This window comes from Gordonia bronchialis DSM 43247 (assembly GCF_000024785.1).
GTDB classification, from domain to species: domain Bacteria; phylum Actinomycetota; class Actinomycetes; order Mycobacteriales; family Mycobacteriaceae; genus Gordonia; species Gordonia bronchialis.
This window is the reverse complement of record NC_013441.1, coordinates 613,255-634,213: the sequence shown is the minus strand read 5'-3', so window position 1 is coordinate 634,213 and position 20,959 is coordinate 613,255. Positions and strand designations below refer to the sequence as shown.

The 20,959-nt window shown below is 67.6% G+C and carries 18 protein-coding genes, 1 tRNA gene and 2 pseudogenes; 11 read left to right on the top strand and 10 right to left on the bottom strand.

The annotated features are described in order from the left end of the window. Positions 1-4 precede the first annotated feature (4 nt). On the top strand, positions 5-1,009 hold the full coding sequence (gene rfbB, locus GBRO_RS02925; RefSeq protein WP_012832510.1) for a dTDP-glucose 4,6-dehydratase: 1,005 nt from the start codon (positions 5-7) through the stop codon (positions 1,007-1,009). Here rfbB and GBRO_RS02920 read toward each other — a convergent pair. Continuing rightward, a complete protein-coding gene (locus tag GBRO_RS02920) occupies positions 1,002-1,892 on the bottom strand; it encodes an alpha/beta hydrolase (protein WP_041920172.1) in 891 nt (296 codons plus the stop codon). The two genes, rfbB and GBRO_RS02920, sit on opposite strands and share 8 nt — an antisense overlap. Positions 1,893-2,139: 247 nt before the next feature. On the opposite strand from GBRO_RS02920, the gene galE reads away from it, so the two are divergent. Next, a complete protein-coding gene (galE, locus tag GBRO_RS02915; protein ID WP_012832508.1) occupies positions 2,140-3,159 on the top strand; it encodes a UDP-glucose 4-epimerase GalE in 1,020 nt (339 codons plus the stop codon). Here galE and GBRO_RS02910 read toward each other — a convergent pair. The 4 genes from GBRO_RS02910 to GBRO_RS02895 are packed head-to-tail and all read right to left on the bottom strand — an operon-like array spanning position 3,144 to position 8,033. Continuing rightward, on the bottom strand, positions 3,144-3,998 hold the full coding sequence (locus GBRO_RS02910; RefSeq protein ID WP_012832507.1) for an MBL fold metallo-hydrolase: 855 nt from the start codon (positions 3,996-3,998) through the stop codon (positions 3,144-3,146). The genes galE and GBRO_RS02910 overlap by 16 nt on opposite strands. 40 nt (positions 3,999-4,038) lie before the next feature. Then, positions 4,039-6,090, bottom strand: a complete 2,052-nt coding sequence (locus GBRO_RS02905) for a DUF6541 family protein (RefSeq protein WP_012832506.1) — start codon at positions 6,088-6,090, stop codon at positions 4,039-4,041. A gap of 45 nt (positions 6,091-6,135) precedes the next feature. Next, the gene (locus tag GBRO_RS02900) at positions 6,136-7,386 is read right to left on the bottom strand and encodes an MFS transporter (RefSeq protein WP_012832505.1); all 1,251 of its coding nucleotides are present in this window, start codon (positions 7,384-7,386) and stop codon (positions 6,136-6,138) included. Beyond that, positions 7,383-8,033 (bottom strand): GntR family transcriptional regulator, encoded by a 651-nt coding sequence (locus tag GBRO_RS02895; RefSeq protein WP_012832504.1) that lies wholly within the window; start codon positions 8,031-8,033, stop codon positions 7,383-7,385. Before GBRO_RS02895 ends, GBRO_RS02900 begins: the two co-directional genes overlap by 4 nt. A gap of 128 nt (positions 8,034-8,161) precedes the next feature. Between GBRO_RS02895 and GBRO_RS02890 the strand changes: the two genes are divergently transcribed. Both GBRO_RS02890 and GBRO_RS02885 read left to right on the top strand, forming a co-directional pair. After that, complete coding sequence (locus tag GBRO_RS02890) at positions 8,162-9,379, top strand: NAD(P)-dependent malic enzyme (RefSeq protein WP_012832503.1); 1,218 nt, start codon at positions 8,162-8,164, stop codon at positions 9,377-9,379. Positions 9,380-9,425: 46 nt separating this feature from the next. Next, a complete protein-coding gene (locus GBRO_RS02885; protein ID WP_012832502.1) occupies positions 9,426-10,250 on the top strand; it encodes a hypothetical protein in 825 nt (274 codons plus the stop codon). Positions 10,251-10,319: 69 nt separating this feature from the next. Here the strand turns inward: GBRO_RS02885 and GBRO_RS02880 are convergent, their stop codons facing one another. Next, a complete protein-coding gene (locus GBRO_RS02880) occupies positions 10,320-10,997 on the bottom strand; it encodes a VOC family protein (RefSeq protein WP_012832501.1) in 678 nt (225 codons plus the stop codon). Positions 10,998-11,049: 52 nt separating this feature from the next. On the opposite strand from GBRO_RS02880, the gene GBRO_RS02875 reads away from it, so the two are divergent. The 5 genes from GBRO_RS02875 to GBRO_RS02855 all read left to right on the top strand — a co-directional run bounded on the left by GBRO_RS02875 (position 11,050) and on the right by GBRO_RS02855 (position 13,764). Beyond that, on the top strand, positions 11,050-11,637 hold the full coding sequence (locus GBRO_RS02875) for a hypothetical protein (protein ID WP_012832500.1): 588 nt from the start codon (positions 11,050-11,052) through the stop codon (positions 11,635-11,637). Next, positions 11,634-12,128, top strand: a complete 495-nt coding sequence (locus GBRO_RS02870; protein WP_012832499.1) for a helix-turn-helix domain-containing protein — start codon at positions 11,634-11,636, stop codon at positions 12,126-12,128. Before GBRO_RS02875 ends, GBRO_RS02870 begins: the two co-directional genes overlap by 4 nt. Before the next feature lie 21 nt (positions 12,129-12,149). Beyond that, positions 12,150-12,581, top strand: coding sequence for a VOC family protein (locus GBRO_RS02865; RefSeq protein WP_012832498.1), 432 nt, complete (start codon positions 12,150-12,152; stop codon positions 12,579-12,581). 203 nt (positions 12,582-12,784) lie between these two features. Continuing rightward, positions 12,785-13,636: an esterase/lipase family protein gene (locus GBRO_RS02860; protein WP_012832497.1), complete on the top strand. Its 852-nt coding sequence runs from the start codon at positions 12,785-12,787 to the stop codon at positions 13,634-13,636. Positions 13,637-13,691: 55 nt separating this feature from the next. Further along, positions 13,692-13,764 (top strand) — tRNA-Thr (locus GBRO_RS02855). A gap of 586 nt (positions 13,765-14,350) precedes the next feature. Here GBRO_RS02855 and adhP read toward each other — a convergent pair. Both adhP and GBRO_RS02845 read right to left on the bottom strand, forming a co-directional pair. Beyond that, positions 14,351-15,353, bottom strand: a pseudogene (gene adhP / locus GBRO_RS02850) (alcohol dehydrogenase AdhP). Between the two features lie 135 nt (positions 15,354-15,488). Then, positions 15,489-15,707, bottom strand: a complete 219-nt coding sequence (locus tag GBRO_RS02845; RefSeq protein WP_012832495.1) for a hypothetical protein — start codon at positions 15,705-15,707, stop codon at positions 15,489-15,491. Positions 15,708-15,779: 72 nt separating this feature from the next. Here GBRO_RS02845 and GBRO_RS02840 point away from each other — a divergent pair, with 72 nt between their 5' ends. Beyond that, positions 15,780-16,679, top strand: coding sequence for a LysR family transcriptional regulator (locus GBRO_RS02840; protein ID WP_012832494.1), 900 nt, complete (start codon positions 15,780-15,782; stop codon positions 16,677-16,679). Between the two features lie 200 nt (positions 16,680-16,879). On the opposite strand, the gene GBRO_RS02835 is transcribed toward GBRO_RS02840, so the two are convergent. After that, the gene (locus GBRO_RS02835; protein WP_012832493.1) at positions 16,880-18,175 is read right to left on the bottom strand and encodes a DNA polymerase III subunit delta'; all 1,296 of its coding nucleotides are present in this window, start codon (positions 18,173-18,175) and stop codon (positions 16,880-16,882) included. 316 nt (positions 18,176-18,491) lie between these two features. Between GBRO_RS02835 and GBRO_RS02830 the strand changes: the two genes are divergently transcribed. Continuing rightward, positions 18,492-19,952, top strand: a complete 1,461-nt coding sequence (locus tag GBRO_RS02830) for an adenylate/guanylate cyclase domain-containing protein (RefSeq protein WP_223375481.1) — start codon at positions 18,492-18,494, stop codon at positions 19,950-19,952. A 29-nt stretch (positions 19,953-19,981) separates the two neighbouring features. On the opposite strand, the pseudogene GBRO_RS02825 reads toward GBRO_RS02830, so the two are convergent. Then, positions 19,982-20,922, bottom strand: a pseudogene (locus tag GBRO_RS02825) (cytochrome c oxidase assembly protein). Between the last annotated feature and the right edge of the window lie 37 nt (positions 20,923-20,959).

Below are 20,959 nucleotides of genomic sequence, written 5' to 3'. Positions count from 1 at the left end.
CGCCATGCGTGTACTGGTCACCGGCGGCGCCGGCTTCATCGGCGCGAATTTCGTGCTGCGCACCCTGGCCACCCGTCCCGACGTCGAGATTCGCGTGCTCGACAAACTGACGTACGCGGCCAACCCGGCGACCGTGCGGGCGCTCGCCGACCGCGTGGACCTCGTCGAGGGTGACATCGCCGACGTCGAGCTCACCGACCGGCTGATCGCCGACACCGACCTCGTGGTCCACTTTGCCGCCGAGTCACACAACGACAATTCGCTGGCCGATCCGTCGGCCTTTGTGCACACCAACCTGGTGGGCACCTACGCCCTACTGGAGGCCGTCCGACGCCACGGCGTGCGGTATCACCACATCAGCACCGACGAGGTGTACGGCGACCTCAACCTCGATGACCCGGCCCGGTTCACCGAGCAGACCGCCTACAACCCGTCGAGCCCGTACTCGTCCACCAAGGCCGGCAGCGATCTGCTGGTCCGCGCGTGGGTGCGGTCCTTCGGGATCGCGGCGACGATCTCCAACTGCTCCAACAACTACGGGCCGTATCAGCACGTCGAGAAGTTCATTCCGCGGCAGATCACCAACGTGCTCAGCGGAATCCGCCCCAAGCTCTACGGCGACGGTCGCAACGTGCGGGACTGGATTCACGTCGACGACCACAATGACGCGGTGTGGACCATCATCGACCGCGGGCAGATCGGCGAGACCTACCTCATCGGCGCCGACGGCGAGGTGGACAACCGCACCGTCGTGGAAACCGTACTCGAACTCCTGGGTCAACCCGCCGACGCCTTCGACTTCGTCACCGACCGGCCCGGCCACGACCGTCGCTACGCCATCGACTCCACCCGACTTCGCACCGAATTGGGCTGGCGGCCACAGTATGTCGACTTCCGATCCGGTGTGCAGGCGACCATCGACTGGTACCGCGACAACACCGCGTGGTGGCAGCCGGGCAAGCAGGCGGTCGAGGCCGGTTACGCGGCGACCCAGCAGGTCATCAACTGACCCGCACCACGTCGCGCAGGAACGCAATCTGATCGGTGATCACCTGCTCGAAACCGTTGCCGACGTAGATGTCGAAGTGCCCCTCGTCGTAGCGCCGAAGCCGCACGTTGGGGTTCTGCGAGGCGTACTTGACGGTCGCCTTGACCGGCGCGACCGTGTCCCCGTCGCAGGCGCACACCAGCGTCGGACAGGTCAGCCGACGCAGGGCACGCCCCGGGATGTGCAGCGGAATGCTCAGGCCGACGCGCGCAGCGACGGCGTTGGTGAACGGGTACCCGTCGGGCACCAGTGGCAGATAACCGGGCACCACGTCGGGCGCGGTCATCAGCGCCGTCGAACCGGGATCGCCGGCCAAGGCCACCATCACCGGTGCGCGCCGGGTCACCATCGCCGCCACATCGGCCAGCGCCCGACCGGTCACCTTGATCGCGCTGAGCGGTTCCATCGCCAGCGTCGACGACGGTCCGCTGGTGAACGGGCACTGTGCGATCACCGCCGACACCGCACCGTCGCGTTCCCCCGCAACCATCACATGTCCCCCGCCGAACGACGTCCCCCAGAGCACCACACGGCCGGCATCGACCACATCCAGGGACCGGGCATACGCGATGGCGGCCGCCCAGTCGTCGAGCTGCCGGCGGATGGACAACAGTTGCCGCGGCCGGCCGGCGCTGTCGCCGAAATGCCGGTAGTCGAAGACCAGGCACGCGTATCCCGCGGCGGTGAACCGCTCGGCAAAGGCCTCGAGGCGCATGTGCCGGACCGCACCCAGACCGTGCGCCATCACGATGACCGGAGGCGGCGTCGAGGCGTCCTCGGGCAGATACAACCAGGCCGCGCAGCGTGCATTGCCCGAAACGAACCACACATCGGATCGCGCCATCAGCATTCCCACCCCGTCATCGATCATCAACAGTTGCGACGCCCGCCCCCACCGGCCTCCGTACACCCTGCCACTACTCGATCGCGAAGTCACCATGCGGCAATGACGATGTGAGCGGTGCGGCAGAGCACGTGAAACAAGGACGTCAGAGAAGACGGTCTCGTGTTCATCGGGCTGCCTACCCGTGGTAGACGACACACAGCAGCCACATGGTCGACGCCCAGGCCGCCCGCCTACCGTTGTCGGTATGCGTGTTCTCGTGAGTGGTGGCGCCGGCTACATCGGTTCGCACACCGTGATCCGGCTGATCGAGGCCGGTCACGACGTGGTGGTCGTCGACGATTTCAGCAATGCCAAGCCGACGGTGGTGGGGCGCCTCGAGGGGCTCACCGGCACCTCGATCCCGGTCCATGCCTTCGATCTCGCCGACATCGACAAGACCGAACACTTCTTTGCCCACGAGAATGTGGACGCGGTCATCCACTTCGCCGGGTACAAGGCCGTCGGTGAATCGGTCGCCAAGCCGCTCGACTACTACCAGAACAATCTCGGCACGACGTTCTCGCTGTTGCGGGCGATGAACCGGCACGACGTGCACACGCTGGTGTTCTCGTCGTCGGCGACGGTGTACGGGGCCGAACCCCAGCTGCCGATAACCGAGGACCTCCCCACCTCGGCAACCAATCCCTACGGCTGGACCAAGGTGATGATCGAGCAGATCCTCTCCGACGTCGCCGCCGCCGACACGACTCTGCGGATCGCCGCGCTGCGCTACTTCAACCCGGTGGGCGCGCACCCGAGCGGGCAGATCGGCGAGGACCCCAGCGGCATCCCCAACAACCTGATGCCCTTCGTCGCCCAGGTGGCGGTGGGCCGGCGCGAGAAGCTGTCGGTCTTCGGCGACGACTACGACACCCCCGACGGCACCGGCGTGCGCGACTACATCCACGTCGACGACCTCGCCGCCGGTCACGTCGCCGCGCTCGACCGCATCAGCACGGCGGATCCGGGGATGTCGACGTGGAATCTCGGTACCGGACAAGGGTTGTCGGTGCTCGAGGTGGTCAAGGCATTTGAGCGAGCCAGCGGACGACCGATCCCGTACGAGATCGCGCCCCGTCGCCCCGGCGACATCGCCGCATCGTATGCCGATCCGTCCCGCGCCAACACCGAACTCGGTTGGTACGCAACCAAAACCATCGACGATATGTGCGCCGACACCTGGCGCTGGCAGTCGGGCAACCCGAACGGCTATCCCGACGCCTGACCGGTGTTCGGTGCACCCGGATCATCGGGATCGGTGATGGTGTCGGTGACCCAGCCGATGTACCGGCGCGCGGACTCCTCGACGATCCGTGCCGTGTCATGCTCGATCGGAGAGCCGAAAGCCGCGTAGAGCCGGTCGAATTCGAGTGTGCCGACCTGGTCGGCGATCTGCCGGACCAGCCGCGGCGGCAGCGGGATGAGATTGGGATAGCTGCGCATGAACGACACCATCTGCGTATGCGGAACCGCCATGATCGTGTCCCCGGTCAGCAGTGCGCCGCGCCCGTCGGCGGCGTCACGCAGGTGCGCCACCGCGCTGCCGGGGAAGTGGCCACCGCACTGCACCAGCGTGATGCCGTCGGCGATCTCCTGCCGGTCCGTCCAGAAGGCCACCACCGGGTCCGGGCGAGTGACCCAGCGCCGGTCTGATGCGTTGTACCAGACCGGAACCCGCCCGAACTCATGGCTGATGGAGACAGCCGCGCCGACGAGGTGCGGGTGACTTGCGGCGATCGCGCCGACCCCGCCGTGATCGGCCAGCCAGTCCAGGAGCGCCGGCCCGACGAATCCCGGCGGCTCCCAGAGGATGTTGCAACCGTCGGGAGTGGCCGCCACATAGGTCTTCTGTCCGATGCCCACCTGCGGATCGACGGTCAGCTCGAATAAACCCGGCTCGAGTTCGGCGGCGGTGACCCCCCCGCGGACGTCACTCAGCAGAGTCCACCGCTGGCCACCCGGCGGGATGAACTGCCGGTCGTCGGCGCAGATGTGACAGACGTCCGGCAGGTCGGCGACATACTCATTGCCGCAGAACATGCAGATCCACGCCTCGACAACCATTCTCGGATGCTAACGCACGGGCGTCGACGCATTCGGCGGTTCAGCCCCCGGCCAACACCGACTCATTGACCCGGAAGATCGTCACATCCCCCTTGCGGTACACCACCGTCAACCCGGGCGCACCGTGCTGACGCACCGCGAGGAATGGGTCGCCCTGATGCCCGGGCGCCGGGGCCCCGCGCTGGAACGGCCAATAGCTGGGCGGCGAGTCGATCACGTAGTGCACCTTCATGTCCCGCACGATCTGGTCGATGTGCGGATCGGCGCCGATGTCGACCACGCCCCAGAACAGGTCGCGTTGCCGCTGAGAGAAGTCGTTGGCGCGGTAGAACGGGAACATCGGGGTCAGACCGGTGACCGGATAGATCCAGCCGGTCCCCTGGTCGAGGTTGTTGAGGATCACCGAGTTCCAGGCGTCCGGGCGACCGGCGAGCCAGTGATAGGCGGCCAGATCGTCGGGTCCGACGAACTTGCCGCCGCGCTCCTTGGACGCGAGCTGCGCGTGCTGCGGATACTTCCAGACACCGGCACCGGCGATCCCCACGAGCAGCACCGCGAGCACCGCCGTCGACACTACCGCCGGGGAGAATCGTTGCGAGTCACTACTTTCCGATGCGGACAACCGGCCACTCACCAACCGCGCCACCCAGATTCCCGCCGAACCCACCGCCACCCCGGCGGCGGCCGCGGAGAACAGCGCCACCACAAAGGTCAGCCGGTGCGGCGAGTTGTAGAAGTAGCCGCCGATGGAGCCGAGCGGATACGACAGCGCCCCGAGCGACACCACCGAGTTGGCTGTCACCAGCACGAACACCACCCAGGCGGCCAGTCCGGTCCAGCACCGCATCCACGCGAACACGATCAGGCCGAGGGCGGTCACGATGATGAGCGCCCATGCCGGGTAGTAGTCGCCGAGCGGTACCGTCCCGTTGAACGCCGCCTGTGCGAGGCCGCGCGCCACGCTCACGGTCTCCACGCGGAAGTCGAAGAAGGGCAGATCATTGGTGTCGGCGACATTGATCGTCCCGTAGACGACCGGCGCGATCAGCACCAGCGTGAGAACGCCGGTGACCGCGAGCGTCGCCAGATCCCGAAGGCGTCCGGCCGCCGGATGCCAGAGCGCCTCGCACAACCACCAGAGTCCGAGAATCACCGCGATGAGGATCAGGCCCGACGGGTGGGTTGCGGTGACCCCGGCGATCGCGAGTGCGGCCGGTCCGATGCGCCGTCGGTCGCGGATCACCCCGATCGTCAGGATGGCGGCCACCGGGGCGAGGCTGACCCCGACGGCGTTGGGCACCGATGTCAACTCCACCTCGACGTAGGGCAACGAAGGAAACAGCGCACTGATCGCCGCGCCGGTACCGGCGATGACCGCCGAGGTGTCGACGTCGAAGCGGTGCCGGGCAAACCAGTAGGCCAGCGATGCGACGCCGAGCGGGACCGTGATGGCCAGCACCGCAGGCGAATACGTGTTGTAGAGCTCCACCGGGTTGGCCCCGGTGATCGGGAAGAGCAACGCGCCCAACGCATGCCAGGTGTTGGGGTAGTAGTTGAAGCCGTGGGTGTCGTAGTTCATCAGCTCGCCCATGCGCAGACCCGAGCCGATGCCGGTCTCGTGGATCCAGCGCAATGAGCTTGCGTGCCACAGGGAATCCCACACCTGGGAGATGTTGTTCAGTCCGGCGAAAGCGGTGGTGACGAGTGGTCGGATGCAGGTGACGGCGATGATGATGCCGCCCACGGCCACCCCGGCGGTCACGCGCAACATGGCTTTCGCACAGGCCGGTTTCTCGTCGTCGACGACGTCGGGGGCCGGCGCGAGCCGACGGCCGATGCGGGTGCCCAGCGCCGCCGAGTAGACCCACGCGCCGAGCATGGCGAGCACCAGCCCGACCAGTGCGCTGATCGCATTCCACTCAAAGCCGACCTTGGCGTACACCACGGTGAGGATGCCGACCAGCCCGAAGGTGATCGGTGGTCCGGCGGCCAGCGCGACCGGCCACGGCAGCGCCATCCGACGTCCGACGAGGGCTCCCGGAACGATCAGGACCAGGGCGGTGACGACGACGACCCATGCCCCCAGCAACATGCGCGCGCCCTTCTTCCTGCCGGCCAGTGATCAAACACCAGCAGGTTACCGGGTGGGAGTGAGCTCCCGATCGACGTAGTCCTGCGCCGGCGACTGCGCATCCGCGCCGGTGCGGTGCCCGACGACGGTGATCGCGAGACAGACCAGGGCGGCCACCACGCCGAATCCGAACATCTGCGGGTAGCCGATGCTGACCGAGGTCTCGGAGATCCAGGCCAGGATGGCGGGCACCGCGAACCCGAGGTAGGTGACGCCGTAGAACACGGCGGTCAGCCCGGCGAGGTCGTCGGGCCCGGCGATCCGCTGCACCTCGAGCAGGCCGGCGATCATCGCCATGCCGTAGCCGCAGCCGAGGACGACCGCGGCGAGCAGCGCGGCCCAGACCGTCAGCACGTGGGCGGCGAGTGCGGCGATCGCCATTCCCGCCGCGACCATGACGAGCGCGACGACCACGCCGCGCACCCCGGACGGCCGGTCGATGCGCCGTCCGAGCGACTGCAGGCCGAAGCCCGCGGCCAGTCCGAGCACGCAGCAGAGGCCGGCGAAGGCGATCGGCACGCCGGCGATCCGCGTTGCCATGAGTCCCGGGATCACCGCGTACGCCGACGCGGCGGCCCCGAACACCCAGGGCGCCACCGGCAACACGACGAACAGGAAGCGGCGGTGACCTGCGGACGGGATCTTGAGGTCGTCGATCAGGCGGCCGGACTGTGTCTGCCGGGCCCGGGTCTCCGGTGCCCTGATCAGCAGCAATGTGGCGAGCGCGGCCAGGGTGATGTTGACCAGGTAGGGCAGCACATGCGGCCACGGTCCCCATTGGGCGAGCGCGCCGGCCACGCCGGCACCGACGCCGAAGCCGGCGGTCAGGCTCATTGCGGCGCGTTTGGCCCCGACGCCTGCACCGGCGCCGTCGGCGTCGCCGAGTTCCTTGATCCAGCTGCCGCCGACCGCCATCGACAGGCCGAGCGCGATACCGCTGAACACGCGACCGGTTGCGAGCATCGCCGCCGATCCAGCTCCGGCGGCGAGCATCGCCGACCCCAGCGCGGCGAAGACAGGTGCGGGCAGCATCAACGGCCGCCGGCCGAGTCGGTCCGAAAGCGGACCGCCGATCAGCAGCGCCGGCACGATGCCGAGGACGTAGGCGAACAGCAGAGCGTCGACGGTGACCGCCGACATGTCCGACGTCTCGCGGTACATCACCAGTAGCGGTGTGAACTCATTGCCGCCCCACGCGGTCGCGAAGACGGCGAGCGCGACGGCCGGCCAGCCCAGTGCGGACAGTCGGGCGGTCATGAGCGTGCCTCCCGCAGGTCGTGCACGGCGGCGAGGTGCCGAGCCAGTTGGGCGTCGTAGGCGGCGGCGTCACCGTCGGCGATGGCGCTCACCAGATCCGCGTGATCGTCGAGGATGCGGGTGGCGATCGTGGCGTCGCGGTGCACGCTGAGCGTCGTCATCCGGCGGTGGCGTTCGCCGAGACTGACGAAGAAGGCGGCCAGCAGCCGATTGTCGCCGGCCGCAGCGATGAGCTGGTGGAACTCGGCGTCGATCCGGGCAAACTCGGCGATGTCGTCGGCGTCGGCGGCGCGATGGGCATCGAGGTTCTCCCGCAGGCGCGCGACGAGTTCGTCGGCAGCGCCCGGTCGAGCCGCGACCGCGCGCACCGCATGCCCTTCGAGCAGCAGCCGTGCGTCGACGACGTCGCAGGCCTCGCTCTGCCCGACCGGCACCACAAGTGCCCCCCGTTTCGGGTAGAGCCGCATCCAACCCTCGGCCTCCAGACGGAGGAACGCCTCACGCACAGGGGTGCGGCTAACCGAGCAGCGCTGCGCGATCTCACCCTCGCTGATGAGCTCACCGCCGGCGATGCCGTTGGTGAGAATCAGCTCTTTGACCTCGCCATATACGCGTTCAGCAGCAGATTCGCGCGTCGGATTCAACATAGACACAAGTTGTACCTTAACAGGTCCCGACGTGTGACCACCCTCCTTGATCGCGCCTTCGGTGCGGTGGGACACTGGGAAGGTTCCGCGCCGCAGACCGCAGGTGCGGGGACCCAGGAGGACAGCACGTGACGAATACGGATGGCAACGCCGCAACACCCGACGCCCCGTGTACCGAGCCCAGCATCGCCGATCTGCCCATCACCGATGAGGAGATCTTTTTGGCCCACGTCGGGGGCAAGCTCTCGGTGGAGTTGCGTTCCCCGATCGACACCCAGCGTGATCTGTCGATCGCCTACACCCCGGGCGTGGCCCAGGTGTCGCGGGCCATCGACGCCGAGTCCCACCTGGTCAACAAGTACACCTGGACCGACCGTCTGGTCGCGGTCGTCAGCGACGGCTCGGCAGTGCTCGGCCTCGGTGACATCGGCCCGCGGGCGTCGCTGCCCGTGATGGAGGGCAAGTCGGCGCTGTTCCGCACCTTCGCGGGTCTGAACTCGATCCCGATCGTCCTCGACACCCAGGACCCCGACGAGATCGTCGAGACCCTCATCCGCCTGCGCCCCAGCTTCGGCGCGGTGAACCTCGAGGACATTTCCGCACCCCGCTGCTTCGAGATCGAACGCCGCGTCATCGACGCCCTCGACTGCCCGGTCATGCACGACGACCAGCACGGCACCGCCATCGTGGTCCTCGCCGCACTGAAGGGCGCCACCACCATCCTCGGACGTGACCTCACCGCGCTGCGCGTGGTCATCTCGGGCGCCGGTGCGGCCGGTGTCGCCTGCGCCAACATCCTGCTCGCCGCCGGCATCAGCGACGTCGTGGTGCTCGACTCCAAGGGCATCGTGTCGCGGGGCCGCGACGGCCTCAACAGCTTCAAGGAAGATCTCGCCGAGCGCACCAACCCGCGCGGGCTGACCGGCGGCGCCGCAGAGGCCCTCGACGGTGCCGACGTCGTCCTCGGCGTATCCGCCGGCCGGATCGACGAATCGTTGATCGCAACCATGAGCGATCAGGCGATCGTGTTCGCACTGTCCAACCCCGACCCGGAGATCCACCCGGAGGTCGCTGCCAAATACGCGGCCGTCGTCGCCACCGGACGCAGCGACTTCCCGAACCAGATCAACAACGTGCTCGCCTTCCCCGGCGTCTTCAAGGGGGCGCTCGACGCCGGTGCGCGTCGGATCACCGAGAGCATGAAGATCGCCGCCGCCGACGCCATCTTCTCCGTGGTCGCCGACGATCTGTCCGTCGACCGCATCGTGCCCAGCCCGCTCGACGACCGGGTCGCCCCCGCGGTGGCCGCGGCCGTCGCCGAGGTGGCGCGCGCCGAAGGGCACTGACGGTTCGTCACGGAACCTGATCGGCCCGGGGGCCGTCGAATATGGCATGGATCTCGGAGTTCTCAACCGTGCCGAGTTGCTCGCCACCGATCTCACCGACGCCGACCTGCGTCGGAAGGTCCGTTCCGGCGAGCTGACGCGCCTGCGATCGGGCTGGTATGCCGGCCGCGATGCCGACGACGACGCGGTGATCGCCGCCCGGCGCTTCGGTGCCATCAGCTGCGTCACCGGCCTCCGCAAGCACGGGCTGTGGATACCGCCGGGCTACGACTCCCTGCATGTCCGGGCCGGAAAGGCGGCGCAGGGTCGTCGGCGTGACTACTGCCACCTGCCTGGCCGCCCGTTGCCCGTCGGCACGATTCTCGACGAGATTCCGCTGTGTCTGTGCTGCGCGGCGGGATGCATGACCGCCGAGGACTGGATTGCGGTGACCGACTCTGCACTCAACTCCCTCGACCTCGATATCGCGGACCTCCATGAGCAGATGCCGCGGACCGATGCGCGGATTGATCATCTTCTGAGCCGTTGCGATTCACGTTCGCAGTCGGGAACCGAGAGCATCGTGCGTGTCCGGCTGCGGGCGCTGGGCTTTCGGGTGGAGGTGCAACCCAAGATCCCCGACGTGGGGCATGTCGATCTGAAGGTCGGGCGCCTTCTGCTCGAGTGCGACAGCAAACTGCATCACACCAGCCTGGAGAACTACCGCAAGGACCGACGACGGGACCGGAAGTCGTTGGGACACAAGTACATGACCATGCGCCTCACCTACGATGACGCCCTCTACGGATGGGATGAGACGCTCGCCGACATTCGCGAGGTGACCCTGCCCCAACGACACCGCATCCGGCGAGGCACCTCAGCGAATGACTGAAAACGGGCCCCTGAGCAGCCAGATATGGATTATTCCCGAGGAGGACGCTCAGGGGCCCGTTCTCAGTCACTATCGCTCGCTGTTCCGCCCCTGCCAGGTGCACAGGCACGCCTCGTTGCCCTCGGCGTCGGCGAGCACCCAGAACGCCGGTGCGTACTCGTCGCTGAGCAGTTGCCCACCTGCGGTGAGCGCGGCCTGCAGGCGTTCATGCACCACGTCGTGCGGAACCAGGACGTCGAGGTGGATGCGATTGCGTTGCGGACGGGCCTCGTCCATCTGCTGGAACCACACCCCGGGTAAACGGCCGTCCGGGTCGACCAGGTCGATCGGCTCGGACTCGGCGGCATCGCGAAACCCGAGCACCGCTGTCCAGAAGGGACGGATGGCGGCGATGTCGAGGGCATCGATGGCGATGTCCACCTGGGCCACCGATGTACCGGACGGCTCGATCCCGAGTTCGGACGCGATCTGCGCGATGGTGTTCGCGAGCGCCACGTCGGCTTCGGTGAGCTGATGCGCACTGTGCGTCGTCAACACCAGATGCACTGTGCCGTAACGAAGGTCGATGTCGGGGTGGTGGCCTGCGGCCTCTGCGGCGTCGATGATCCTGGCGACGAACTCGCCTCCCTTGACCATCGAGCCGGTCTGGTAAGCGGCGACGAGTTTGTCGGCGAGGACGCGCCAGGGGTCGGAGACCACCTCGGTTGCGGCGGCGGCACTGACTGGGGTTCCACTGGATCCGGTCATACCTCGACCGTACGTCTTTCCCCGACCTGCCGGCAGGACTACCGTCGTTGTCATGCTGCTGCCCAAGCCGATCGCGCAGCGGGTTGCCGACGGTTCGGTGGACCTCGCGTTTCGACGCTGGGCCACCGCACGGGTCAAGGCCGGGTCGACGTTCATCTCGCCGGCCGGGGTCATCGAGATCGCGTCGGTCAAGCGGGTCGACCCGCAGCGCATCAGCGCACGGGACGCTACGCGCGCGGGCTTCGACGATGTCGACAAGCTGCGCGCACGCCTGCGCGGACCCGACGAGTACCCGACCTTCCGCATCGGCCTGCGCTGGCAGGGCGCGGATCCGCGCATCGCGTTGCGCGCCGACGACACACTCTCCGACGACGACCTCGCCGACCTCACCACTCGCCTCGACCGGCTGGACTCGCGTTCCACGCACGGCCCGTGGACCCGGGAGGTGCTGGGGCTCATCGGACGTCGGCCGGCGGTGGTGTCCACCGAACTCGCCGCCGAACTCGGCCGCCCGCGACCGGATTTCAAACTCGATGTGCGAAAGCTCAAGGCTCTCGGCTTGACCCACAGTCTCGATGTCGGATACGAGTTGTCACCGCGTGGCCGTGCCTACCTCGCGGCCACCGAGATCGACTCATGACCGCCGTGCATCCGGCGCGACATCTGTTGCGTGCCAAGGATTTGGTCGACGTCCGATTCGCCGAACCGGTCACCGTGGACCACATGGCGGCTGCAGCCGGACTGTCCCGGGCGCATTTCACCCGCGCGTTCACCACCGCCTTCGGCGAGTCTCCGCATGCCTACCTGCAGACCCGACGGCTCGAACGCGCGGCCGCGATGTTGCGTTCCACCGATCGCTCGGTGGCCGACATCTGCATGGCGGTCGGCCTGTCCAGCGTCGGGTCGTTCACCACCAGTTTCACGAGGGCGTTCGGGAGGACCCCGACCGCCTATCGGGCCTCGTTCCCGGCCGCGGCGACGTTCGCGCATGTGCCCGCCTGCGTCCTGCGCGTGTATTCGCGGCCGGGACCATCGACACGCGTCGAGAAGACAGCACACGGGAAGAAGACCGCAGCGAGCCCCCGTCGTAGCGTTGAGTCACACACCCCGGACAAATCGCCGCCAGGGTAACGACATCGACAGGTGGACAACATGATTCGCATCGCCAGCGCCCAACTCTGGGTACACGACCAGGATGTGGCCCTCGATTTCTGGACAACCAAGGTCGGCATGGAGGTCCGCTCCGACGTGACCATGCCCGAGTTGGGCAACTTCCGGTGGCTGACCGTCGGGCCACCCGGACAAGACGACGTCACCATCGTGCTGATGGCCATCCCCGGCCCACCGCTGATCGACGCCTCCCTCACCGACGAGATCGCCTCTCTCACCGCGAAAGGCTTTGCCGGAACGGTATTCCTGACCACTGAGGACTGCCAGGCCGCCTACGACGACCTCGTCGCACGCGGCGTCGAGTTCACCGAGGCTCCCGAGCAACGCCCGTACGGCATCGACGCCGGCTTCCGCGACCCGTCCGGCAACAGCGTCCGGCTGACCCAGCTCGCGGAGAACTTCGCCGAGCTCTGAGCCCCGCCGCTCGGTCGCCTTGCCGAGCCCGCGCCTCAACCAGCTGGTTGAGCCGGCACGGGCGAGCGAAGCGAGCCCGAGCCGCGTCGAAACCACCCGCAGGACAACAATGTCAGCGCCCAGCGCCGACACCAACAGAACCCGGATCGCCCGCAGGCACAGAACCACCCCGCCGCCGAGCATCCTCCGGGCACAATGACGCCATGCCACGCAGCACTCTCGTAGCCGTCGTCGCGTCCCTCGTCGCGCTCATCGGCGGCGTCGTCACGGCCGGTCCCGCCCAGGCCGCACCGTATCCGGTCACGACGTCGGTCGAGCGTTCCATCGCCGCCGGTTTCAGCGCACCGGCCACCACCGCACCTGCCGGGTCGAACCGCTTCACTTGTCGCGATCGGTTCGGCCGTGACCCGGTGATCCTGCTGCACGGCACGTCGCTGAACCAGAACGCGAACTGGGGCTACCTCGCGCCGACTCTGGCCAACGCGGGCTATTGCGTCTTCAGCTTCACCTACGGCCAGACGAGTTGGAGCGGGAACATCGGCGGGCTGGGCAACAAGGATCGCTCGGCTCGGCAGGTCGCCGACTTCCTCGGCGAGGTGTTGCGCCGGACGGGTGCGCGCCAGGTCGATTTCGTGGGGCATTCCCAAGGCGGCGCCATCGCGCAACTCGTCTCGCAACTGCCCGGGCGGGCGGCCCAGATCGACACGATCATCGGCCTCTCGTCGCCCAATCGTGGGCATTCGCGGATCGGCTCGATCACCGACCGTCTGCCCGCCGCACGCGAGCCCGGTCAAAACTACTGGGGCCCCACCCACCCCAACATCCGGTACATCAACCTCGCCACCCGCTTCGACGAGATCTCCACGCCGTATCCGATCACGCTGATGCCGCCCGGCCCCAACGTCACCAACACCCTGATCCAGGACGTCTGCCCGTCGTCGAAGATCGGGCACGTCGGCATGGCCTACTCCCCGACCGTCGCCGCGCTGGTCCGCAACGCCCTCGACCCGGCTCACCGGGTGGCCGTCCCCTGCGGCCACGACTACCCGGCCTGATTTTTGTTCCGCGCCGCGTCCTCGCTACACTCGTGGGCGCTGCCTTGTGCAGCACGCCGCCCTAGCTCAGTCGGTAGAGCAATTCACTCGTAATGAATAGGTCAGGGGTTCGATTCCCCTGGGCGGCTCAGAAAGGCCCTGTAGATGGCGGTTTTCATTCCGCGTCTCCCGACCTTCATTCGTTTCAGGGCACGGATACGCCCGCGCGACCCCCGACGTGTCAAGCGCACCCCGGGTCCCCATCCGAGGCCGTAGGGGAACGCATGGTTCGCCAGAGGCCCGGTCTAGACAGTGGACTTGCCGCCTCGAAGCCGGACTCACGCGCAGACCACACGACCCCGCACCGGGTACGGGTCATCGTCGCGTCAGCCTGGGTCAGCGAGGCAACTTCGCGGCCCAACGGCGCCGAGCAGCCCGCGAACGAGCAACCTCGGCATCACGCTTCTGGCGCGCCCGACGAAGATCAGAGCAGTCCCGCCGTGGAACCTCGGGATAGTCGGGAACAACACTGGACCCGGGAACAAACTGGATAACAGTCAGAAACAGGCACTGACTCAACCACCACACCCACGCCCCGACCAGGCGCAGCGAAGACCTCCGCTCAGGAATCTCACCCACGCGCCGACCATAGCCGCCCCCGAAAACTTCCGGACACCCCGACCGAGGCCGGCCACCGGTAGTCTTCATTTCTCTCCCCGCGAGGAGAGCGCGCACTCACCGATAGTCGATGACGATCCGTCCCTCGATCTTGCCCTCCTCCATCTGCCGGAAGACGTCGTTTGATGTCCTCGAGGCGAGTGGTGGCCACAGTCGGTTTGATGAGACCGCGGGCGTAGAAGTCGAGGGCCTCGACCATGTCCTGCCGGGTCCCGACGATCGAGCCGCGGATCGTCAGACCCTTGAGCACGACGTCGAAGATGGGAGCCGGGAAGTCGCCGGGCGGCAGTCCGACGAAGACGATGGTGCCGCCGCGTCGGGCCATGCCGATCGCCTGACCGAACGCCTGCGGATGCACCGCGGTGACGAGGACGCCGTGCGCGCCGCCGGTCTGCTCCTGGATGGCCGCCGCGACGTCGCTGGTGGTGGCCGCGTTGACCGTCACCTCGGCGCCGAGTTCGCGGGCGAGGTCGAGTTTGTCGTCGATGTCGACGGCCGCCACCCGCATGCCCATCGCCTTGGCATACTGCACGGCGACGTGCCCGAGCCCGCCGATGCCCGAGATCACCATCCACTGACCGGGTTTGGTGTCGGCCACCTTGAGTCCCTTGTAGACGGTGACGCCGGCGCACAGAATGGGTGCCACCTCCACCGGATCGCAGGCCTCGGGGATGCGGGCGGCGAAGCGCTCGTCGACGAGCATGTAGGTCCCGAAGGACCCGTTGACCGAGTAGCCACCGTTGCTCTGCCGCTCGCACAGCGTCTCCCAGCCGGTGCGGCAGTATTCGCAGTGCCCGCACGCCGACCACAACCACGCGTTGCCCACTTTGTCGCCGACGGCGATCTCGGTGACACCGGGCCCCACCTCGACGACCGTGCCGTAGCCCTCGTGCCCGGGCACAAAGGGCGGCGACGGCTTGACTGGCCAATCACCATGTGCCGCATGCAGATCGGTGTGGCACACACCCGAGGTATCGAGTTTGACGAGGGCCTGACCGGGGCCCGGCGTGGGAAGTGGGAGCTCGTTGATGCTCAGGGGCGCACCGAATTCGGTCACCACGGCCGCGCTGAAGGTCTATTCGGACATGTCACTCACCTACTTCTCGGAGGATGTCGGACCGGTCCTCCCCCGACGTCGACCCTAACGCGCACCGACAAGCCTATTGCGCTGATTCAGGTGAACAGCAGACGACGCTCAGGACTTGTCGCCGCGCCCCGCATCGGTGGGATCGGCGCTGCTCGGTTCGGCGTCTTCGGTGGACGCGTCGGTCGGTGCGGCTGCATCGGTCGGGGACTCATCGTCGCCACGGAGCGGGTCGTAGCCGTCGACGCCCTCGAGCACGGTCAGTTCCTGGTCGATGGCCGCGGACACCGCCTTGGCCTCGTCCTTGACCTTCTTGATGAAGTCCGACATCGCTCGCTCCCTGCCGTCGGTGTCTGCCGTCCCCACTATAGATGTGTCGGCTCAGCGGCTACGGTGTTCAGCATGGTCGCGCGCCGTCTTCCCGACCTCGCCGCACTCGAAGTGCTCGTGACCGTCGGCCGGCTCGGCAGCATGGGTGCCGCCGCGCGCGAACTCGGCCTCAGCCAGCAGGCCGTCAGCGCTCGCGTCCGCAGCATCGAACACGAACTCGGCGTGGAACTGTTCCTGCGGTCCCCCTCCGGTGTGGAGGCCACCACCAACGGTGTGATCGTGCTCGAATGGGCCACGGCCCTCGTCGACCGCGCCGCCGAGTTCACCGCGGGCGTCGACTCGCTCGTCGCCGCCCGACAGGCGACGCTGATCGTCGCCGCGTCGAAAACCGTTGCCGAATACCTGGTTCCGTCGTGGATCATTACCTTGGCCTCCCGCACGGACGCCAAGATCTCGGTTCGACCGATGAATTCGACGGAGGTGCTCGACGCGGTGCGGGCCGCCGACGCACATCTGGGTTTCATCGAGATACCCGGACCGACAAGGGAACTCGATTCAACGACGGTGGCCATGGATGAACTCCTGGTGGTGTGTGCACCCGACCATCCGTGGGCATCGTCGGATGGGGTGAGTGTCGACGAACTCGCCGCGACGCCCCTGATCCAACGCGAACCGGGCTCGGGTACCCGAGTCACCTTCGAAGCCGCACTGGCCGATCTCGGGCTGCGCGCCGCCGACCCGGTCATCGAGCTGCGGTCGGTCACCGCGATCCGTGCTTCTGTTCTCAGTTCGCCTGTGGCGACGGTTCTTTCGCAGTTGTCGGTGGCCGACGACATCGCCGCCGGGCGCTTGGTTTGGGTATCGGTGCAGGGTCTGCGCATGATCCGGCCACTGCGTGCGGTGTGGACGCCGCACGTTACGCTGCGCGGGCCGGCACGGGATCTGCTGGAGGTTGCTGTTCCGGGTTCGTGAGTGTCGGCGGTTGCGGACGTCGTTGTCTCACTGGTGGTTTCGACACGAGGCAGACTCGCAAGCTCGTCTGTCTCGGCTCAACCAGCACAGGGGGTGGGCGGCTCAACCAGCAATAGGGCCTCCACTCCCGGTTGAGCCCGGTTTAGCCGGCACGGCCGAGCGTAGCGAGCCCGAGCCGTGTCAAAACAGATCGGACCATCTCAAGCAGAAGCGTTGCGCCGCATGGCAAGTCCGATACTCGCGACCATCGCGTCCACCGCGAACTTGGGTTTGACGTTCACGTCGAGAGCCTCACGACAGGCCAGCACGGCCTCGACGCATTGCAGGAGTTGCTCGGGGCGGGCGAAGCCGGCCATCGGGATGACGACGTCGTCGGCCTTGTCCGGGTGCATCGGTGTCACCTGCGCCCCGACACCCACCACCAGCGCATCACGGAACAGGGCGGCGAGGTCGACGAGCGCGCGGTCGAGGACGTCCCGGCCGACGCGGGTCTCCCGCGACTTCTGCCGCTTCTCGAGTTCCTTGATCGCACCGGCACTGCCGCGGGGCGCGCGGGCGGTGCCCTTACCGGTGCCGCCGGCGCCGAGCGCGGTCTTCATCTCCTCGAGTTCGGGCTCGTTGAGTTCGGCGGCGATCGCCTTGGACGCGGCCTCGGCGGTGCGGACGAGTTCCTCGGCGGCTTTGTAGGCGGTCGAGTCGACGGTCGCCGCGCGGGCCAGCCGCAGTGCCATCTCGCGTTGTTCGCGCGCGTCGGCGTCGGTGGCCAGGCGCCGAGCGCGACCGATGTGACCGCCACAGACCGACGCGGCCCACGCGGCCTGGGCCGGATCGATGCCGTCGCGGTCGACCAGCACCCGCTCGATGTCGGCCACCGACGGGCTCGTCAGCGCGACATGCCGGCAACGCGACCGCAGCGTGACCGAGATGTCGTCGGGGTCCACCGACGGTGCGCACAGCAGGAACACGGTCCGCGACGGCGGCTCCTCCACAACCTTCAGCAGCGCGTTGGCCGCCTGCTCGGTCAGACGGTCGGCGTCTTCGACGATGACGATCTGCCAGCGTCCGGTGCCCGGCCGTCGAGACGCCGTCTGCACGATCTCGCGCATCGACTTCACCGACAATGTCAGACCGTCGGGGGCGATGCTGCGCACGTCGGCGTGGGTGCCGGCCATCACGGTGACGCAGGCCCGGCACTGCCCGCAGCCGATGTCGGCCGGGTCGTCGGCCTGGCATTGCAGCGCGGCCGCGAAACAGGTGGCCGCCACCGACCGACCGCTGCCGGGTGGCCCGGTGAACAGCCAGGAGTGCGTCATCGAGGCGCGTGAGGCCGCGTCGCAGACGTCGTCGGCCTGCTCTGCGGTGTCGGCGAACATGCTCTCCGCCCCGACGTCACCCTCGTCGAGGCGATTGGCGAGGCCGCGGGCGGCCCGGGCGGCCGATCGCAGATCGTCGGCGATGGCCGTCTGACCCGTCAGCCGATCGAAGACACTTGTCACACGCCACAGCGTAATCGGCTGCACGGACATGTCCCTGACCGGACGCGATGACTCCACAACCCCCCGGAAGCGACCGCTCGCACGCCAAGTTTGTCACACCCTCCCACCCGGCCCGCTCGACGAAGCACCGCGCTGAACAGGGCGATGTGCCCGATTGCGGCGATTCGACGCCGATCGAGCCACATCGGTGTTGTTTAACAATTGCAAGCAGCCAGCTACCGTGGTTGGCGTGATACAGCAACGGTCTCGGTGGTCAAAGGGCGTGCATCTCGCCCGATGGCTGGTGCATACGCCGTGGCCGATTCTCGCCCTCGACATGTTGCGGGCGAATCTCGTCGGTGCGCTGTTCACGTTCGCGTTCCTGCGGTTCGGGATGCCGCTACAGGATTCCATCAGTCTCGACGAGATCACCGCGCTCAACCAGGTGATCTTCGCGTTCTATCTGATCATCGCGATGCTGGTCGGCGGGTTCCTCAGTATCCAGCTCTCGTTGCCGGTCCTGATCTGGCATCGACGACGTACGCGCCTGGACAACGAGTCGGCCCGACGCCGCGCGCTGGCCCTGCCGATGTTGCTGTCGGCGGTCAACGCCGCGCTGTGGATGATCGGTGGGGTGCTGTTCACGCTGGTCAACCTGACCGTGTCGAACAAGAACGCCTTCATCGTGGCGATCGCGAGCGTCATCGGTGCGCTCGTCACCTGTGCCCTCAGTTACATGCAGGCCGAGAAGGTGCTGCGCCCGATCACCGTCGCGGCGATGGCCAACGATCCCGACAACGCCATCGCCCCGAGCGTCACCACCCGCATCACCACCTTCTGGGTGATCAGCGCGGTGGCGCCGATGATGGTGATCGTCGGCCTCATCGTGTTGCACCGACTCGGGTTCATCGAAGCCGACGCCACCGGCCTCGAGCGCCCCATCCTGTGGATGGCGTTGTCGGCGCTCGCGTTCAGCCTCCTCGCGATCGTGCGGGTGGTGTCGGCCATCAACGACCCCATCAAGCAGCTTCGGCGTGCGCAGAGCCAGGTCAGCGCGGGCAACCTCGACGTCGCGGTCAAGATCTACGACGGCAGCGACCTGGGCCTGCTGCAAGCCGGGTTCAACGACATGGTGTCCGACCTGCGCGAACGCCAGCAGCTGCGCAACCTGTTCGGCCGGTACGTGGGCGAGGACGTGGCCCGCAAGGCCATCGAGACCGGCACCGAACTCGGCGGCGAGGAACGCTACGTGGGGGTGCTGTTCGTCGACATCGTCGGATCGACCCGGCTGGCCGTCAACCGGCCGCCCCGCGAGATCGTCGAACTGCTCAACGAGTTCTTCCGCGTGGTGGTCGAGGTGGTCGGACGCCATGGCGGGTTCGTCAACAAATTCCAGGGCGACGCGGCGCTGGCCATCTTCGGGGCGCCGCTCGATCTCGAGGACTTCGCCGGCCGGGCCCTGGCATCGGCCCGCGAACTGCGCGCCGAACTGTACGAGACCCTCGGCGACACCGACATCGGGATCGGGGTGTCCGCGGGCAAGGCGATCGCCGGGCACATCGGGGCCGAGCAGCGACTCGAGTACACCGTGATCGGCGATCCGGTCAACGAGGCCGCGCGACTCACCGAACTCGCCAAGGACGAGCCGACCCGGGTGCTCGGCTCGGCCCGCGCGGTGTTCCTCGCGTCGCGCGAGGAGGCCGAGCACTGGGAGATCGGCGAAGGCGTGGAACTACGGGGCCGCGGCATCGAGACACTGCTCGCGCGGCCGCTGATGGCACCGTATCGCCAGGCCTGACGGCCCGTCCGAGGCTGCGCTGACGGGGGCTAACGGCGGTTCCGGAAGGCGGGATCGTGTTCCCACCACAGACCGGAATCCGACGTCGGCGCGTCCGGCGGCTCGCCGTATAGGACCGTCCTGCCAGGGACCGTCCCGTCGAGGACCGCGTCGACCTCGATCTCGCGAACCCGCTCATCGGCACGGAACCGGCCGAGCACCAGCATCAGGAACGGCAACCCGACGAGGTCCCCGAGAATCCAGAACACCCCGGCCCCGATGGTCTGATCGGTCCGGATCGACGGACCCCACGTGCGGTGCAACGCGGAGTAGTGGTCGGGTGCCAGGATCGCGCCCTGCCAGATCACCACACCGAGCACTCCGTCGCCGAGCGTCTCGACGAGACTGATGAGCAACGACACCGACTGCGGACGCCGATGGGGCACCGGATCGAGCTGCAGGCGTACGTAGAAGTAGCCACAACCGATGAGCAACAACAGGATTCGGGTGACGTCGTCGACCACCCGATCGGCCAGCAGGGCTGGATACCAGGCGGTGAGGTAGATCAGCCACGGCATGACAAGCATCGCCGCCGACGTCGTGGCCGGATGGGCGAGCATCCGGGCCACGCGACTCGCCATCATCCGTCGGCCGCGCGCACGCCACCGCGGTGAACTCGCGTCGCGCAGCGCGGTCACCGGCATCGCGAGCGCCAGCAGCAGCGGCGCGAGGAACAGGATCATCACGAACTGCAGTGCCCGCACCCAGAACAGCGTGTCGCCGTAGACGCCGACGAAGCCGCATCCGCTGATCAGCCACACCACACACGCGGCGCCGAACACCACCAGCCGCGAGAGCGCGGAAGCGACGAGCGACGCCAGCTCAACCAGTAGGTCCCAGCCGCCAGTATCGCGAGCACCAGCGTCGTCGGATCGGCACGCCACGACGTCAACGCGGTGTGCAGGGTCAACGGGACGTCGACGCTCGCCACGTCGTCGAGTGTGTCTCAGCCGACGACGGAATTCGAA

What these genes read in the sequence shown, in the direction of transcription:
- rfbB (WP_012832510.1), top strand. Translation starts at nt 5, where the DNA reads ATGCGTGTACTGGTCACCGGCGGCGCCGGCTTCATCGGCGCGAATTTC.
- GBRO_RS02920 (WP_041920172.1), bottom strand. Translation starts at nt 1,892, where the DNA reads ATGGCGCGATCCGATGTGTGGTTCGTTTCGGGCAATGCACGCTGCGCG.
- galE (WP_012832508.1), top strand. Translation starts at nt 2,140, where the DNA reads ATGCGTGTTCTCGTGAGTGGTGGCGCCGGCTACATCGGTTCGCACACC.
- GBRO_RS02910 (WP_012832507.1), bottom strand. Translation starts at nt 3,998, where the DNA reads ATGGTTGTCGAGGCGTGGATCTGCATGTTCTGCGGCAATGAGTATGTC.
- GBRO_RS02905 (WP_012832506.1), bottom strand. Translation starts at nt 6,090, where the DNA reads ATGTTGCTGGGGGCATGGGTCGTCGTCGTCACCGCCCTGGTCCTGATC.
- GBRO_RS02900 (WP_012832505.1), bottom strand. Translation starts at nt 7,386, where the DNA reads ATGACCGCCCGACTGTCCGCACTGGGCTGGCCGGCCGTCGCGCTCGCC.
- GBRO_RS02895 (WP_012832504.1), bottom strand. Translation starts at nt 8,033, where the DNA reads ATGTTGAATCCGACGCGCGAATCTGCTGCTGAACGCGTATATGGCGAG.
- GBRO_RS02885 (WP_012832502.1), top strand. Translation starts at nt 9,426, where the DNA reads ATGGATCTCGGAGTTCTCAACCGTGCCGAGTTGCTCGCCACCGATCTC.
- GBRO_RS02880 (WP_012832501.1), bottom strand. Translation starts at nt 10,997, where the DNA reads ATGACCGGATCCAGTGGAACCCCAGTCAGTGCCGCCGCCGCAACCGAG.
- GBRO_RS02875 (WP_012832500.1), top strand. Translation starts at nt 11,050, where the DNA reads ATGCTGCTGCCCAAGCCGATCGCGCAGCGGGTTGCCGACGGTTCGGTG.
- GBRO_RS02870 (WP_012832499.1), top strand. Translation starts at nt 11,634, where the DNA reads ATGACCGCCGTGCATCCGGCGCGACATCTGTTGCGTGCCAAGGATTTG.
- GBRO_RS02865 (WP_012832498.1), top strand. Translation starts at nt 12,150, where the DNA reads ATGATTCGCATCGCCAGCGCCCAACTCTGGGTACACGACCAGGATGTG.
- GBRO_RS02860 (WP_012832497.1), top strand. Translation starts at nt 12,785, where the DNA reads ATGCCACGCAGCACTCTCGTAGCCGTCGTCGCGTCCCTCGTCGCGCTC.
- GBRO_RS02845 (WP_012832495.1), bottom strand. Translation starts at nt 15,707, where the DNA reads ATGTCGGACTTCATCAAGAAGGTCAAGGACGAGGCCAAGGCGGTGTCC.
- GBRO_RS02840 (WP_012832494.1), top strand. Translation starts at nt 15,780, where the DNA reads ATGGTCGCGCGCCGTCTTCCCGACCTCGCCGCACTCGAAGTGCTCGTG.
- GBRO_RS02830 (WP_223375481.1), top strand. Translation starts at nt 18,492, where the DNA reads ATGTTGCGGGCGAATCTCGTCGGTGCGCTGTTCACGTTCGCGTTCCTG.